This window comes from Acidovorax sp. NB1 (assembly GCF_005405905.1).
Classification (GTDB): Bacteria; Pseudomonadota; Gammaproteobacteria; order Burkholderiales; family Burkholderiaceae_C; genus Acidovorax.
Map to the genome: position 1 here is coordinate 208,217 of NZ_BJHU01000009.1, position 15,899 is coordinate 224,115.

Sequence of the window (15,899 nt, forward strand, 5' to 3'; positions counted from 1 at the left end):
TCACCGCCCCAACGTATTGAGGAATCCAACATGAGCGCAGTTCTGGACAACCACGGTCACGCGGGCGACCACGCACACGACGACCACGGCCACCATGGCCCCACCGGCTGGCGCCGCTGGGTGTACGCCACCAACCACAAGGACATCGGTACGCTGTACCTGCTGTTCTCGTTCACCATGCTGATGGTGGGCGGCATCTTGGCGCTGCTGATCCGCGCCGAGCTGTTTCAGCCCGGCCTGCAGCTGGTGAACCCTGAGCTGTTCAACCAGCTCACCACCATGCACGGCCTGATCATGGTGTTCGGCGCCATCATGCCGGCCTTTGTGGGCTTTGCGAACTGGATGATCCCGCTGCAGATCGGCGCATCCGACATGGCCTTTGCCCGCATGAACAACTTCAGCTTCTGGCTGATGATTCCTGCGGCGCTCATGTTGGTGACCTCGTTCTTCATGCCTGGCGGTGCCCCCGCCGCAGGCTGGACGCTGTACGCACCGCTGACGCTGCAGATGGGTCCCTCCATGGATGCCGGCATCTTCGCGATGCACATCCTGGGCGCTTCGTCCATCATGGGCTCGATCAACATCATCGTGACCATCCTGAACATGCGCGCCCCTGGCATGACGCTGATGAAGATGCCCATGTTCGCCTGGACCTGGCTCATCACCGCCTACCTGCTGATCGCCGTGATGCCCGTGCTGGCTGGTGCCATCACCATGACGCTGACGGACCGCCACTTCGGTACCAGCTTCTTCAACCCCGCCGGTGGTGGTGACCCGGTGATGTACCAACACATTTTCTGGTTCTTCGGTCACCCCGAGGTGTACATCATGATCTTGCCGGCCTTCGGCATCATCAGCCAGATCGTGCCTGCCTTCGCCCGCAAGAAGCTGTTCGGTTATGCCTCCATGGTGTATGCCACGTCGTCCATTGCCATCCTGTCGTTCATCGTGTGGGCGCACCATATGTTCACGACCGGCATGCCTGTGACGGGCCAGCTGTTCTTCATGTACGCCACCATGCTGATCTCCGTGCCCACGGCCGTGAAGATCTTCAACTGGATCGCCACGATGTGGCGCGGCTCCATGACGTTCGAGACCCCCATGCTGTTCGCCGTGGGCTTCATCTTCGTGTTCACGATGGGTGGCTTCACCGGCCTGATCCTGGCCATGGCGCCCATCGACATCCAGCTGCAAGACACCTACTACGTGGTGGCCCACTTCCACTACGTGCTGGTGGCCGGTTCGCTGTTCTCCATGTTTGCCGGCGTGTACTACTGGCTGCCCAAGTGGACGGGTGTGATGTATTCCGAAACGCGTGGCCAGATTCACTTCTGGGGCTCGCTGATCACCTTCAACATCACCTTCTTCCCCATGCACTTCCTGGGCCTGGCTGGCATGCCCCGTCGCTACGCCGATTACCCCATGCAGTTCGCTGATTTCAACGCGATTGCCTCGGTGGGTGCCTTTGGTTTCGGCCTGATGCAGGTGTACTTCTTCCTGGCTGTCATCGTGCCCGCCATGCGTGGCAAGGGTGAAAAAGCTGCTGCCAAGCCTTGGGACGGTGCCGAGGGCCTGGAATGGGAAGTCCCATCCCCTGCGCCTTTCCACACCTTTGAAAACCCGCCCAAGCTGGACGCCACAGCCACCCGCGTGATCGGCTGAGGACCATGCCCATGACACCCGAGCAGAAGAAAAGCAACCTGCGAATGGCGCTGATCCTGGCGTCGATTGCAGTGGTGTTTTTTGTCGGGTTCATGGCCAAGGTGTTTTTCCTCTCCCGTTGAGCTGAGCACACCCCTGCCATGAGCCTGCGCCGCGAAAACGCCAAGATGGTCGGCAAGCTGGTCGTGATTGCGGCCGGCATGTTTGCCTTTGGCTACGTGCTGATCCCGGTCTATAAGCACATCTGCGAGATGACGGGCATCAACATCCTGTCGCTCTCCGAGCGCCAGGTGCCGGGCAACGGCGTCGCGGGCAAGGATGTGAAGCTGCCGGCCAACACGCAGGTGGACAAGAGCCGCACCATCACCGTCGAGTTCGACGCCAACGCGCGTGGCCCATGGGATTTCAAGCCCGCTCAGCGCTCGGTGCAGGTGCACCCTGGCGAGCTGACCACAGTGATGTACGAGTTCCAGAACGTGCAGAACCGCCGCATGGCTGCGCAGGCCATTCCGAGTTATGCCCCGCGGCAGGCGGCAGCCCACTTCAACAAGTTGGAGTGTTTCTGCTTCAACCAGTATGTGCTGGAGCCCGGCGAAAAGAAGGAATGGCCCGTGGCCTTCGTGATTGATCCGCGTCTGTCCAAGGACGTGACCACCATCACGCTGTCCTATACGTTCTTCGAGGTGGGTGGCAAGACGCCTGCCGCGCCAGAATCCACCGCTGCGGTGGGTGGCACTGTGCCGTCCTCCCCCAGTGTGTTGGCGACAGGGGTTGGCTCATGAATGCTCCCCTCGACCCCTCCGTGGTGAAGCCGCACGAACGCAAAGGCTCCCTGCTGCGCACAGTGCGCGCAGTGGCTTGGTCGCTGATTGGTTTGCGCAAAGGCAGCGAGTACCAGCAGGATGTCGAGAAACTCAACCCCCTGCACATCATCGTGGTGGGGCTGGTGGCGGTTTTTTTGCTGGTGATGGGGCTGATTGCCTTGGTGAATTGGGTAGTGTGAACGGGTCGTTGGACCCGTATCAACAACAAGACTGAAAACAAAGATTTGAGATTCAGGAGCTGAAATGAGTGCATCAACCCACGGCGGAACCCCGTACTACTATGTGCCTGCCGAGTCGCGCCACCCGGTAATGGCGGCTGCTGGCCTGTTCTTTGTGATCCTCGGCGCAGGCCAGTGGATCAACGGCCATGACTGGGGCAAGTATTCCCTGGCCTTGGGCCTGGTGTGGTGGCTGTTCACGCTGTACCAGTGGTTCGGGGACGCGGTCCGCGAAAGTGAAGGTGGCCTGTATGGCCACAAGATCGACCTCTCTTACCGCTGGAGCATGAGCTGGTTCATCTTCTCTGAAGTGATGTTCTTCGGTGCATTCTTCACGGCCCTGTGGTGGGCACGCTCCCACTCTGTGCCCGCGCTGGGCAGCCTGGACAACGCGCTGCTCTGGCCCGACTTCAAGGCCGTGTGGCCCAGCATTGCTGCAGGCGCCACGGCGTCACCGGCGGGCATCGTTGAGCCCTTCCAGACCGTGGGCCCCTTCTGGCTTCCCACCATCAACACTGCGCTGCTGCTCACCTCGGGTGTCACTCTGACGATTGCCCACCATGCGCTGCGCGAAAACCAGCGTGGCAAGACCATTGGCTTCATGTGGGCCACGGTGCTGCTGGGTTTCGTCTTCCTGCTGGTGCAAGGCTATGAGTACTACCACCTGTACACCGACCTGAACCTCAAGCTCAACTCGGGCGTGTTCGGCTCCACCTTCTTCATGCTGACTGGCTTCCACGGCTTCCACGTGTTCTTGGGCATGCTGATGCTGCTGGTGATCACGCTGCGCCTCCAAAAGGGCCACTTCACCGCCGACAAGCATTTCGGCTTCGAAGGTGCCGCCTGGTACTGGCACTTTGTGGACGTGGTGTGGCTGGGTCTGTACGTGCTGGTGTACTGGATGTAAACACCCACGGCAACTACAAAAAAAGCGCCGCGAGGCGCTTTTTTTGTTGGGGGCACCAAGCTCAGGTCAAGCCTTTTGCGGCAGCGATAGCAGTCCGGTGGAAGGCTGCCCCGGTCAGCGCGTCGCGGGCAGGCCCGTAGGCTGGATATAACCCAGTTGCCAGGCCACGAGGATACACACGAACAGCACAATGGACAGCCCCACCCGCACCGCCAGTGCCTTGGCCATGTGCTTGCCCTTGCGCTTGTCACCCTGGCCATTGCGCATCATGAAGAACAAGGCCGAGGCCAGGCTGGCCAAAATGGCGATGAACGCCAGCACTACGAGGTATTTCATGGAGCACATTATCCCGTGACCACTTTCCGCCGTCCCCTGGGCATGCGCTTTTGGCTCATCACGCTGGCCGCCGTGGTGGGCATGTTGGTTACTGCGTCGCTGGGGCGCTGGCAGCTGTCGCGTGCAGCGCAGAAAGAAGCCTTGCAAGCCATGCTGGATGCGCGTGGCCGCATGCCCGCCATGGATGGCCGTGCGCTGCTGTCACTGCCGCCCGGCGGAACCTCTGAGGCCGCGACCCTGGTGCACCGTGTCGTGGTGCTGGAGGGCCGCTGGTTGCCCGAACACACCGTGTACCTCGACAACCGCCAGATGAATGGCCGTCCCGGTTTTTTTGTGCTCACACCATTGCAACTGACCGGCGGACCAGCGGGTGTGGTGCTGGTGCAGCGTGGCTGGGTGCCACGCAATTTCCAGGATCGCACGCAATTGCCCCAGGTGCCGACGCCGCAGGATCAGGTGGTGCGGGTGGCAGGGCGCGTGGCCGCAGCACCTTCGCGCCTGTATGAGTTTGGCAGCGGCGACACCAGCACTGGCGGCCATGGCGCTCAGGGGTCTTCCCGCATCCGGCAAAATCTCGACTTGGCCGCGTTTCGCACCGAAACCGGCCTGGCGCTCGCCCCGCTCACTGTGGTGCAGACGGGCGAGGCAGGTGGTGCGGGCGACGGCCTGCAGCGCGACTGGCCCGTGGTGGGCGCAGGCGTCGATAAACACTACGGTTACGCATTTCAATGGTTCGGGCTCTGCGGCCTGATGGCACTTCTTTATGTCTGGTTCCAAATCGTCCGACGGTTCATTCGCCCGCGCAGCCAGCCTGCCCCCTGAGGTCCGTGCCGAGCACCCGCTTGGGCTGACTGTGCACACCCTGCCCGAGGCCGGGGACGCCGTGGCCAGCGCGCAACGCACGCGCCATGGCCGCTGGAAGATGCTTGGGGTGCTGGCGATTTGCGCCGCACCCGTGATCGCCTCGTATTTCACGTACTACGTCGTCCGCCCTGAAGGCAGGCGCAACTATGGGGAGCTGATCGACCCCCAGCGCACCCTGCCCGCGCTCACCGCCACCACACCAGATGGCGCGTCGCTTCCCCTCGACTCGCTCAAAGGGCAGTGGCTGTTGGTGAGTGTGGCGGGGGGCGCTTGCGACGCGCAGTGCCAGAAACACCTGTACCTGCAGCGGCAGCTGCGCGAAAGCCTGGGCAAGGAAAAGGACCGCCTGGACTGGGTCTGGCTGGTCAATGACAGTGCCGCCGTGCCCGATACGCTGGCGCCCGCCCTGCAAAAGGCCACGGTGCTGCGGGTGGACGGTGCCGCGCTCAGCGCCTGGCTCGCGCCTGCTCCGGGCCACCAGCAGGCCGAGCACCTGTATGTGGTGGACCCCATGGGCAACTGGATGATGCGCTTTCCTGCTGACATGGATGCCAGCGGGGCCGCCAAGGCCAAACGTGACCTGGAGCGCTTGCTGCGCGCATCCTCGTCGTGGGACGACGCTGGCCGGCCGGGCAAGCCATGAGCGATACCCAGCCGCTGTACGACCTGGCCCCCATGCTGGAGCTGATGCTCCTGGGCCTGGTGATTGCTTTGGGGCCCCTGGCCTGGGTCTGGGTGCGCAACCGCCGCAGCACGCCTCTGCGGCGCCTGCAGGCGCTCACGGTGCTGACCTTGTTCCTGACCTTTGACCTGGTGCTGTTTGGTGCCTTCACGCGCCTCACCGATTCTGGCCTGGGCTGCCCTGATTGGCCAGGCTGCTATGGCAGCGCCAGCCCGGTGGGTGCGCGCGCAGAAATTGCGGCAGCGCAAGAGGCCATGCCCACCGGCCCCGTCACCCATGGCAAGGCCTGGGTCGAGATGATCCACCGCTATCTGGCTACCGGCGTGGGCGTGCTGATCATCGTGCTCACGGTGTCCTCCTGGGTGCAGCAGCGGCGCGCCCGGCAGGGCAGGGCCGAGGCGCCGCCGCTCAGCCCCTGGTGGCCCACGGTCACCTTGGTGTGGGTATGCCTGCAGGGGGCCTTCGGCGCGCTTACCGTGACGATGAAGCTCTTTCCCGCCATTGTCACGCTGCACCTTATTGGTGGGCTGGTGCTGTTGGCGCTGCTCTGTGTGCAGGCCGTACGCCACACGCATGCGGCGCAAGGTCGCTTGCCCACCCAGATTTCGCCCGCGCTCCGCCAGGGGCTGGCCTGGACGGGGTTGCTGCTGGCGCTGCAGGTGGTGCTGGGCGGCTGGGTCAGCACCAACTACGCCGTGCTCGCCTGTACCACCTTCCCCACCTGCCAGGGCAGCTGGTGGCCCGCCATGGACTTTGCCCAGGGCTTCCAGATCTGGCGCAAGCTGGGCATGCTGCAGGACGGCAGCCACATCAGTTTTGCGGGCCTCACCGCCATCCACTACGTGCACCGCCTCATGGCCTATGTGGTGCTGGCGGCGCTTGCATGGCTGGCCTGGCGCCTGCACCGCAGTGGCGCGCTGCGCGCGCAAACGCGATGGCTGGCGGGCCTGTCGGTGCTGCAACTGGCCACGGGCCTGTCCAACGTGATCCTGGACTGGCCGCTGGTGGCGGCCGTGTTGCACACCGGTGGCGCAGCGGCCTTGGTCGTGGTGCTGACCTGGGCCCTGGTGTCCAGCCGCGCAGCCGTGCCTGTTTCCCGAGAGTTTTCCGCGTCGCCTGGCGCATCGAGAGTGTCCGCATGAGTGTCGCCCCCCCCCACGTTGTTGCCTTGCCGTCGCGCATGCAGCAGTTCTATGCGCTGACCAAGCCCCGCGTGGTGCAGCTCATTGTTTTCTGTGCCCTGATCGGCATGGTGCTGGCCGTGCCCGGCCTGCCCACCGCCGCGCAGCTGGGCCATATGGTGCTGGCCAGCGCCGGAGTGTGGCTGGTGGCTGGCGCTGCCGCCGCCTTCAACTGCATCGTGGAGCAGGGCATCGACGCCAAGATGAAGCGCACCGCCTGGCGCCCCACGGCCAAGGGCGAGCTGTCCAACGCGCAGACCCTGCTGTTCTCGGCCGTGTTGTGCGCAGCGGGCTCGGCCCTGCTGTACTTCTGGGTCAATCCGCTGACCATGTGGCTCACCTTTGCCACCTTTGTCGGCTATGCGGTGGTCTACACCGTGATCCTGAAACCCCTCACGCCACAGAACATCGTGATCGGCGGCGCATCCGGCGCCATGCCCCCGGTGCTGGGCTGGGCTGCCATGACGGGGGATGTGGGCCCCGAGGCGCTGATCCTCTTCCTCATCATCTTCCTGTGGACACCCCCGCATTTCTGGGCGCTGGCGCTGTACCGCGTGGAGGACTACCGCAAGTCCGGCCTTCCCATGCTGCCGGTCACCCATGGCAACGAGTTCACCCGGCTGCAGGTGTTCCTCTACACCCTGATCCTGTTTGCGGGCTGCCTCATGCCGTTTGTGTACGGCATGAGTTCGTGGATCTATTTGGTAGCGGCTGTGCTGCTGTCGGCGGGCTTTTGTGGCTACGGCTTTGCCCTGTGGCGCACCTACTCCGACGCGCTGGCGCGCAAGACCTTCCGTTTTTCCCTGATTCACCTGAGCGTGCTGTTTGCCGCCCTGCTGGTGGACCACTACGTGCTGTGAATTCCATGCTCAAACGAAATACTCTCAAAACGATAGCTATCAGCGCTTTATCCATAGGCGCAGCGGGCCTTTTTGGTGCTTGTTCTGAGAAAAAGAAGGCCGAGTTTCGCGGCGTGGACATCACGGGGGCCGACTACGCCCGCGACCTCCCGCTGACTGACCACAACGGCCAGGCACGCCACATCCAGGACTTTGCGGGCAAGGTGGTGGTGGTGTTCTTCGGCTTCACGCAGTGCCCTGACGTGTGCCCGACGTCGATGCAGGAGCTGGCAGAGGTCAAGCAGATCCTGGGCAAGGACGGTGATCGCCTGCAAGGCATCTTCGTGACGGTGGACCCGGACCGCGACACCCCCGAGGTGCTCAAGGCCTACATGGCCAACTTCGACCCCAGCTTTCTGGCCCTGCGCGGCACGCCTGAACAGCTCGCGGCCGTCGCCAAGGACTTCAAGATCTACTACAAGAAGGTCGATGGCAAGACGCCCACCAGCTACACCATGGACCATTCGGCGGGCAGCTATGTGTATGACCCCGCCGGGCGCCTGCGTGTGTACAACCGTTACGGCAGCGGCGCCCAGGCCCTGGCGGCTGACATCAAGACCCTGCTGGCCGAAGCGGGCTGAGATTTCTGCGGGCCCGCCATCCCGCCTGCTGGTTTGACAGCACCTGCTACAAAAAACCCGGGCAAGCACGTTGGCCAGACCCGGGTTGATGCTGTCTTGCCGCTAAGGCGCGCGGCCGTTGCTCCGCGCTGGTTTACTCGGCCTTGATGCCGCGCATCGCGATCACGCCGCCCAGCAAGTTCGTGTCGGCCTTGACGCGGTTGGCCAGCCCTTCGGGCGACGAACCGACCGTCTGCCAGCCCTGCTGGAACAGCTTGCCGCGCACCTCTTCGCTGCGGGCAATCTCGCTGATCAGCGCAGCCAGCTTGGCCTGGATGGGCTTGGGCAGGGTCGAAGGCGCTGCAAACGCGTTCCAGATTTCCAGATTGAAGTTGCTGATACCCGCTTCGGCCAGGCTGGGCACATCAGGCGCCAGCGGGCTGCGCCCGGAAGACGTCACACCAATGGCACGCAGCTTGCCCGCACGCACCTGGGCCTGCGCCAGGGCGGGGGGCAGCAGGGCCATCTGCAACTGCCCGCCCAGCATGGCGGTGGCCACCTGCGGGTAGCCCGGGTAGGGCACATGCACCGGGTTGATGTTGCTGCGCGACTTGAGCAGCTCGGTGCCGATGTGGCCCACCGTGCCCACGCCAGGTGTTCCATAGCTCCACTTGTCGCCTCCATTGCGGGCCGCCACAAAGAAGTCGCGGGCGCTGCTGTTGGCGGGCACGCCGGGCTGGCTCACGGGCGCCGTCAGGATCAGGGGCGACGTGCCAATGAGGCTCAGCGGGGCCAGGTCCTTGATCGGGTCGTACGGCACGGCCGGGTTCAGCAGCTTGGCAATCGTCATGTTGCCGTTGATCATCAAGCCGATGGTGTGGTCATCGCGCGCCTTGGCCACGGCATCGGCCGCAATGTTGCCGCCTGCGCCCACCTTGTTTTCCACAATCACCGGCTGGCCCAGGACCTTGGACAGCGGCTCGGAGAACGTGCGCGCCGTGAGGTCGGGCGAAGACCCGGCCGGAAAGCCCACGATGATCTTCAGCGGCTTGGTGGGCCATGCCAGGGGCGCAGCCGCAGCGGCGGCGCCAGGCTTTGTGCTGTTCTGGGCCAGAGCCCAAGGGGAGGCGGCTGCCAGCGCAATCAGCAGCGTGGACGCACGGCGGGAAACAACAGGGCGTGACGACAACATGGGAACGGGTCTCCTCAACAAGAATATTCAGGGGCCAAAACGACACGGGGCCCCAGAACTGGGGCCCCGTGAGGCAACTTCTGCAGCCGGGGATATTAACCCCGCCGCCCGCAGGCTCAGGCGTACTCGGCCAGCGCCTTTTTCATCTTCTTCATCGCGGCCACTTCGATCTGGCGGATGCGCTCAGCGCTCACGCCGTACACCGCTGCCAGCTCGTGCAGCGTCATGCCACCCGTGCCGTCGTCGTTGACCTTGAGCCAGCGCTCTTCCACGATGCGGCGACTGCGATCGTCCAGGCTGGCCAGGGCCGTGGCAATGCCATCGGTGGCCAGCGCATCACGCTGGCGCGACTCGATCATGGCCGTGGGCTCGTGCGAACCATCGGCCAGGTAGGCAATCGGGCCAAACGCCTGCTCACCGTCGTCCGAGGGGGCTGGGTCCAGCAGCACATCACCACCCGACATGCGGGTTTCCATCTCGATGACTTCCTCGCGCTTCACATTCAACTGCGCAGCCACCGAGTCGATCTCGCGGTCGGACAGCGTGTCGCGGTGCGTGGCTGCATCGGCAGCGGCCGCATCGGCCTTGAAGCCCTGCTTCATCGAGCGCAGGTTGAAGAACAGCTTGCGCTGGGCCTTGGTGGTGGCCACCTTCACCATACGCCAGTTTTTCAGGATGTATTCATGGATCTCGGCCTTGATCCAGTGCATGGCGTAGCTCACCAGGCGCACACCCTGGTCCGGGTCAAAGCGCTTGACGGCCTTCATCAGGCCCACATTGCCTTCCTGAATCAGGTCGCCATGGGGCAACCCATAGCCGAGGTACTGGCGCGAAATCGAGACCACCAGGCGCAGATGCGACATCACCAACCGACCGGCGGCATCCACATCGTTGTTGTCCTTGAGTTGGCGCGCATAGGTCTGCTCTTCATCGTGTGTGAGCAGCGGCAGGCGATTGACGGCCGAGATATAGGCGTCAAGGTTGCCCAGCGCGGGCACCAGCGCCCAGGGGTTGGCGGGAGCCAGGGTCATCGTCGCGGTTCCAGACTGAATGTTCATTCCAGGAATCCTTTCCTCTAAGCCAAGATATTAGCACTCCATGTGATTGAGTGCTAAATCCATAGTTCCCCAGCGGGTAGACAAAGCGGCCCGTCTACCATCGCCGGAGCATCCATCTCGGGTGTCGATTCCACTCGAGTTTTGTATTTTTCTCATTGAGTTTTGTATTTTTTGAATGCCTAAAAATATCGTAACTATTTGATTTGTAATGGGAAATTCTCTTTTGATGCCGTTTCATCAATCTTCCGTGTCCGCCTTGTAAGCGGATTGCAGGAAATTTGCCCCACCCCTTTGAGAATCGGATCGTGCGTTGGTTGCGTCGCAACGCGGCTTAGCCAGCAGTTGAAAGTACCTTGTTGGTAAGCGGTTGCTTACTTTTTCTACTGCATTAGTAGGAAGAAGTTTGTGAAAATTTCGCCCCCTATCGATGTGGGCCTAAGCATTGGGAGCAGCGGCGCCCCTCCCCTTTCCAAGGATTGCCGGTTCGCGCGGCAAAGGAGTGCCAGTGCATGCGTCGCGAACGGGCAGGTTTAGGCTGGACCCAGTCACTCAAGATCGAGGGACTGAACGGCAGCTATGGCAATCACTGGTCGTTCGGAGAACGTAAGCTCGAGCGACTGACACGCCTTCGTCCGCGGCCGCTCGACCATGGCGGACCGAGCGGCGGCTCGCGATCGACGACTTGCGCTCGAAGTGATCGGCCGTAGCCGCAGCGGATCCTCGCGCGATTCACTTCTTACCCGACGACAGATCAAGGACGAACACGTCGATAAAGGGCCGGCGCGCCTCCGGGATGAGAGCAATGATCGCATCACGCATCTGCTCGGGGGACAAAGGAGGCGCGACACCAGAGGGGGGCGGTTTCAGCCGCCGGCCCGTGGCGGAGGGCACGTCGCCGAACCACAGGACGCAATAAATTCCACGGCCCTCCGAGCGCCAATCGATCAGGTATTGCGACGCCAATTGCGAATTGACCGCATCCCAAACGTCGGGATGCCATTGGCCCTTAACCTCCATTGGAAGCTGCTTGGGGCCGCGCGCGAAGGCGAGGTCGGCCCGTTTCGATTGGGGCATGTCCGCCTCGGTCATGCGACTGACGCCATAGGACTCGAATAGCGGGCCTTGGACGAGAGCCGCAAGACGGTCGCGACAGCGGTTCTCGTCGCGAGGGATGTTCTGATCGTTCCAGAAATCTCGAACTTGGTCTAGGTCGTCGCCCAACAAGACCTTCTGCGCCTCGGCCAGCTCCTCCCCGACCACTGACCGCAGGTCGTCGATGTTGGATGGCGCGCCCGAGGTCAAAATCGCTGAGAGCTCGGCTGGCGGGAGTGGCGCGAAGCTCTCCTCTGCTCGCTTCTGTGACTGCTCGGCGGCCAAGTGCCGGAACACATCGGAGTAGGTGTCGCTCGGCATCGCTACGAGCTTGGCCATGAGCTGGGCGGCTTGATCCGACGTGCTGCCCGCGATTGCGGAGGCCAGGCCAACAAGGAAGTCCGTCGCGTCGAACGCGTTCTTGTCGCCACTGCTGAGACCGGAGATGGTGGTGTGGGGAAATACGCTCCGGAACTCGGAGACGATCCAAGCGTAGACCTCGAGGTCGGCCTCTACGGGGGGGCCTTGCCGCTTCGTCTGCAGTCGGTCGCGCAAATGCCACAGGAACCGAGGATGGTCGCGGCCGACGTTCGCCAACTCGGGACGGACTTCTTCAAACCGATACGTGATGTCGATCGCCAGCCATGCAAGAGCGTGATCGTCGTCCCGGTAGATGCCCCCATCGCGAGCCTTGGCAACTTCGATGATCGCGTTTGCCCCCTCCGCGCGAATCAGCGCGTCCACAAGGTCCATTTCGGCATCCACCAGCATCTCCGGGTAACCGAGAAGCCATTCGCGTGCGACCGATGCCATGGCGTCGTTCCACAATGGCATGTGCTCGATCACCATGAGCTCATGATGCGGCGAGAGGAGGGCATTGAAATACGGCTCAATCCAAGAGCGCAGCAGGACGCGCTTGTCAGCGAGTTGCGGAGCGGCGGCCTCTTCGAGCGCAACGCGCAGATGGCCGTTGTCGTCGTCTCTTGAAAGTCCGCGTTGCTGCATACAGATGAGAAGCGCCTTCTTCAGCGTGTCGGTGGACACTCCCGAGAACCCTTGGCCGCTGCGATGTCTTCGGAGCAAGGCGGCAACAAGCGGGTAGGCGACATTCCAAATCATGCCTTGCACATGGCTGTGCGCGATCTGCTGCATGGTGGGCAGATCAGACTTGTGCAGTGTTGCCTCGAAGCCGACGAAGAACTCTTCCGCGAGTTGCTCGTTGAAAACTGCGACTAACCGCTCATCTGGCGGCATCGTTTCCTGAGTCCGCGCGGTAATCTGAACTCCCAGGTAAAACTTCGCGGGATCTAACGTCGCGTCAAGGTCTCCCGCCTTGATCTTCGGAACGATCGCTGTGAACTGGGCGATCGCTTGTTGATGATCCGCCTCGACGCGCGCTTGCCGGGCTGCATTTTCCACCTCCTGACGAATCTTCCACTGAGGCTTTGACGGATGCGTGGCGCGACGGACGGTCGCGCGTTCTTTGAGCCCGAATGCGGGGAAGACTCGAGCTGCCGCCAGCACTTTCCCGTTGTCCTTTCCGATCCTGACGCCTAGCGAGACAAGGTCGCGCCAATCGGATCTCGCGCGCCGCGAGCGCGATCGCTTCGCAGCCACATCTCGCAAGAAGAAGGCGATGTCCTCCAAATTGCCGGCAAGGCCAATGGCTCGCATTTGCAAACGGTACTCTGCTTGCCACAGCGTTTTCGATTTGTGGGCGGTCCATATCCCATATCTCTGGATTCTGCGCCGCAACTCTTCGCGCCCGTCGAACGCTTCACGGATTTGCTTCAGGGTGTCCTTGTCGGCAGAGGACTGCTCGTTGATCTGACCGAGCCAAATCCAAACGGATGGCGCGTCCTTGAGTTCGATAGATCCGCCTCGCAGGGCTCGCAAGAGCAGCAGCGCGAGGATTTCGGAGAGGTAGCGCAGGGAGTCGTGGTCCGCGATCACTCGCGGCGGAACACGCGAAGAGATGTCGCGGAGCAGCGTCTTCGAGCGAGACGGGGTTAGCTGAGAAACGAGCGTTTTGAACTGACGGAACTTGATGGGTTGACGTTCGCTCGCTCGAGGGAACTGCGACACTTGCAGACCAATTTGCGCCAGCAGCGTCGACACGAGTAGATCGTCGGCGACGTCGTAGCGGAGCATCGCGATGAGCCGGCCCGCCAGCTGGGCGGAGTCTTCGCTGGCTTGGTCCACCAGCGTTTGTGCGGCAATTGGCCAGAACTGTCGGCTGCGGCTTCCAAACACCGCTTCCAAGGCCTCCTCGCGTTCGCCATAATGGCGCGCGTTATCGAAGACGAGTTTCTCGAGGATCGATGAAAGGGACGGGACAAGCGGCGTGTCCTTGATAGCCTCCAGCAGCAAAGTCCGAAGGTGGAAGTTCGATCCCGCGTCGGCCAGGATCGCATCTATCGGAAAAGCGAGAGAAGGCTGGGCAAGCCCTTTCGCCGAGCGGGCATCCCAGTCTTGCGCGCGAAAATAAGGGTCCGCGCGCGCCAAGCGCTCTAGGGCGTCGAGCAGAGTTGCCGCCTGAGCTGCATCGAGAAGGGCAGTCTCTCCGTAGCGGAGCAAGCCGAAAGGGTCGGCGGCGATGATGCGCGCCGCGAGGTGGGGACTGTGGAACGCGAGCCAGGCATGCAGACCTCGCAAGCTCGATGGAACCGCGCCACCGCCGTGAAATTGGGCGAGAAGCCGACGCCTGCTGATGCTGGTCGTCGCCTGAGCGGCAAGCCAACGAGCGCCCAGAAATTCTGCGATGACGCGGTGAATGGGGGCGGCGCGCCCAACCCCGACATTCTTGAAAAGTTTGGAAGCGACCACGGAGCGCGCGTGGGCGCCGCCGGGCAAATCCTCCAAGTCGCCGATCCACACCTCGCCTTCTTGCCGTTCGGCAATCCCGCCCAGCCTGATGGCATCGACGCCGCCGAAGATCATGGCTGCCATGCACGCGCCAGCCGACGACAGCGCCTGTTCTTGATTGATCTGCGCCAACTGCGTGTTTTGGCGAGCATCGTTCTCCTCACGCCAAATTAGTTCGCAGACATGTCCGAAGAGATCTGCTCGGGTGGCAGGTAGCGATTTCCCGCTGTCAGCGACGCGGCCGAGAAGGCTCAGGGTCAACGGATTTCGGTAGAGATCTGAGAGGCCTTGCTCGTCCAACCCATCCAAGACGGGGTCGACGGAGCTCGTGAAACCCCGAGACGACCAGAACGCGCTGGCCTCCTCGCGCGTGAACTCCTCGATCGAGACCACAAGTGGCTCGACCCCGTAGATCTCTTTGAGGCTACGGAGAGAGCGTGATTGCCACTCCCGAGAGCGACACGAAAGGACGAACCTCGGGCAGCCAGCATCTTCAAGCTGGGCGAGAACCCGGTCTAACGCATCCTTCTCGTCACGCGCAATCGCTTCGTCTAAGCCATCGATGAGCAACGGGTGACCTGGAGTCACATAGCTCCCCGGATTTTTGCTCAGCATGAACCTTGGAGCCGACACTGGCACTACGCCGCTAGCTCGACCAAGCTCGCCAATGAGCTCGCTTTTACCCATGCCTGGCTCACCGAGAACGACTACGGATCGTTCGAGGCCCAACAGGTTCGAGTCTAGGATCTCGCGTTCCGAAGGCTCGTCGAGGATGCGCAACTTGCGCCGGAAATAGGCCGTTTCGACGGATTCGACGCTGTCGCCGCAGGGCACATCAACACCTGAGACACGTTTTTCGAGACTGCTGAGTTTTGTAGACCGCTGCTTACGAAATAGAGGTCGATTAGGGATGGCTGACCGCTGCCTCATTGCACGCTCGCACACTCAGAGTCAGCAGCCAGAATGCCTGGACGTGCCGCAGGTTTCCAAGGGCCTTCGAGGATGAGTTTCAAATGCTTGAGATGAGAGGTCGTCATGCCGGTTCGACGTGAGCTGGCGGGGAGAGCTAGCAGAACCACCGCGCGACGCAAGTGAGACTGGAGGCTGAGTTTAATGACTCGCGAGGGCTTGCATGCTCGAAGCAGATGATGCACGAAAAAGATACTGACGAGTTCCGCCGCGAAGCTGCATGGCTAACCCTCAAGAACAGAGGTGCGACACCGGCCTTGTCATGTCCCATGCGAAGGCGATTTGCTTTATGCAACTTCTCCAGGAGCAGGGAATGAGCGTCCGAATAGCACTGGTGACCCGACGTTCGGCGATGAGTACGGGCAATTCCGCTATCGCTGCTGACTAGACGCTGGGTGCCTCACGTTGGACGCCTGTTAGCGCCAGTGCAATCGTGATCAGCAGTGCCAGTCGAACATTGACCAGGGGCTGAAGCTGGTTCCATTAGAAGCCAGCTGTGGATAACTATAGGTTGGATGGTTCGGTAGCACCTCCTTTTTTTGAACTGGTAGTTGGTATTCCCGAGCCGTCAGGCGAGGCCCCCTCCTGCG

The 15,899-nt window shown here is 62.2% G+C and carries 14 protein-coding genes; 10 read left to right on the top strand and 4 right to left on the bottom strand.

Annotated features, from left to right (window positions below; genetic code table 11):
* Nucleotides 1-30: 30 nt before the first annotated feature.
* From ctaD to AvAM_RS04360, 5 genes are all read left to right on the top strand, one after another.
* Nucleotides 31-1,662 carry a cytochrome c oxidase subunit I gene (ctaD, locus tag AvAM_RS04345; RefSeq protein ID WP_137745928.1) on the top strand — a complete coding sequence of 544 codons (1,632 nt, stop codon included), beginning with the start codon at nucleotides 31-33 and terminating at the stop codon, nucleotides 1,660-1,662.
* A gap of 11 nt (nucleotides 1,663-1,673) precedes the next feature.
* Nucleotides 1,674-1,784: a cytochrome oxidase small assembly protein gene (locus AvAM_RS25785; RefSeq protein ID WP_212742253.1), complete on the top strand. Its 111-nt coding sequence runs from the start codon at nucleotides 1,674-1,676 to the stop codon at nucleotides 1,782-1,784.
* Nucleotides 1,785-1,802: 18 nt separating this feature from the next.
* On the top strand, nucleotides 1,803-2,444 hold the full coding sequence (locus AvAM_RS04350; RefSeq protein ID WP_137745929.1) for a cytochrome c oxidase assembly protein: 642 nt from the start codon (nucleotides 1,803-1,805) through the stop codon (nucleotides 2,442-2,444).
* On the top strand, nucleotides 2,441-2,665 hold the full coding sequence (locus AvAM_RS04355; protein ID WP_137745930.1) for a DUF2970 domain-containing protein: 225 nt from the start codon (nucleotides 2,441-2,443) through the stop codon (nucleotides 2,663-2,665). The genes AvAM_RS04350 and AvAM_RS04355 overlap by 4 nt, the downstream gene beginning before the upstream one ends.
* Nucleotides 2,666-2,729: 64 nt before the next feature.
* Nucleotides 2,730-3,611 carry a cytochrome c oxidase subunit 3 gene (locus AvAM_RS04360; protein WP_137745931.1) on the top strand — a complete coding sequence of 294 codons (882 nt, stop codon included), beginning with the start codon at nucleotides 2,730-2,732 and terminating at the stop codon, nucleotides 3,609-3,611.
* A 114-nt stretch (nucleotides 3,612-3,725) separates the two neighbouring features.
* Here the strand turns inward: AvAM_RS04360 and AvAM_RS04365 are convergent, their stop codons facing one another.
* The gene (locus AvAM_RS04365; protein WP_137745932.1) at nucleotides 3,726-3,947 is read right to left on the bottom strand and encodes a twin transmembrane helix small protein; all 222 of its coding nucleotides are present in this window, start codon (nucleotides 3,945-3,947) and stop codon (nucleotides 3,726-3,728) included.
* 15 nt (nucleotides 3,948-3,962) lie between these two features.
* Here AvAM_RS04365 and AvAM_RS04370 point away from each other — a divergent pair, with 15 nt between their 5' ends.
* From AvAM_RS04370 to AvAM_RS04390, 5 genes are read left to right on the top strand one after another with little or no spacing between them, the layout of a single operon-like run.
* On the top strand, nucleotides 3,963-4,769 hold the full coding sequence (locus AvAM_RS04370; RefSeq protein WP_137745933.1) for an SURF1 family protein: 807 nt from the start codon (nucleotides 3,963-3,965) through the stop codon (nucleotides 4,767-4,769).
* Nucleotides 4,711-5,454: a hypothetical protein gene (locus tag AvAM_RS04375; RefSeq protein WP_137745934.1), complete on the top strand. Its 744-nt coding sequence runs from the start codon at nucleotides 4,711-4,713 to the stop codon at nucleotides 5,452-5,454. Before AvAM_RS04370 ends, AvAM_RS04375 begins: the two co-directional genes overlap by 59 nt.
* Entirely contained in the window at nucleotides 5,451-6,635 is a 1,185-nt protein-coding gene (locus AvAM_RS04380) for a heme A synthase (RefSeq protein ID WP_137745935.1), read from the top strand. The genes AvAM_RS04375 and AvAM_RS04380 overlap by 4 nt, the downstream gene beginning before the upstream one ends.
* On the top strand, nucleotides 6,632-7,534 hold the full coding sequence (gene cyoE, locus AvAM_RS04385) for a heme o synthase (RefSeq protein ID WP_137745936.1): 903 nt from the start codon (nucleotides 6,632-6,634) through the stop codon (nucleotides 7,532-7,534). The genes AvAM_RS04380 and cyoE overlap by 4 nt, the downstream gene beginning before the upstream one ends.
* A gap of 5 nt (nucleotides 7,535-7,539) precedes the next feature.
* Nucleotides 7,540-8,154, top strand: coding sequence for an SCO family protein (locus AvAM_RS04390; protein WP_171012133.1), 615 nt, complete (start codon nucleotides 7,540-7,542; stop codon nucleotides 8,152-8,154).
* Nucleotides 8,155-8,287: 133 nt separating this feature from the next.
* Here the strand turns inward: AvAM_RS04390 and AvAM_RS04395 are convergent, their stop codons facing one another.
* The 3 genes from AvAM_RS04395 to AvAM_RS04405 form a co-directional block, all read right to left on the bottom strand.
* Complete coding sequence (locus AvAM_RS04395; protein ID WP_137745937.1) at nucleotides 8,288-9,325, bottom strand: tripartite tricarboxylate transporter substrate binding protein; 1,038 nt, start codon at nucleotides 9,323-9,325, stop codon at nucleotides 8,288-8,290.
* A 116-nt stretch (nucleotides 9,326-9,441) separates the two neighbouring features.
* On the bottom strand, nucleotides 9,442-10,383 hold the full coding sequence (gene rpoH / locus AvAM_RS04400; RefSeq protein ID WP_137745938.1) for an RNA polymerase sigma factor RpoH: 942 nt from the start codon (nucleotides 10,381-10,383) through the stop codon (nucleotides 9,442-9,444).
* Between the two features lie 729 nt (nucleotides 10,384-11,112).
* Entirely contained in the window at nucleotides 11,113-15,174 is a 4,062-nt protein-coding gene (locus tag AvAM_RS04405; protein ID WP_137745939.1) for an NACHT domain-containing NTPase, read from the bottom strand.
* Between the last annotated feature and the right edge of the window lie 725 nt (nucleotides 15,175-15,899).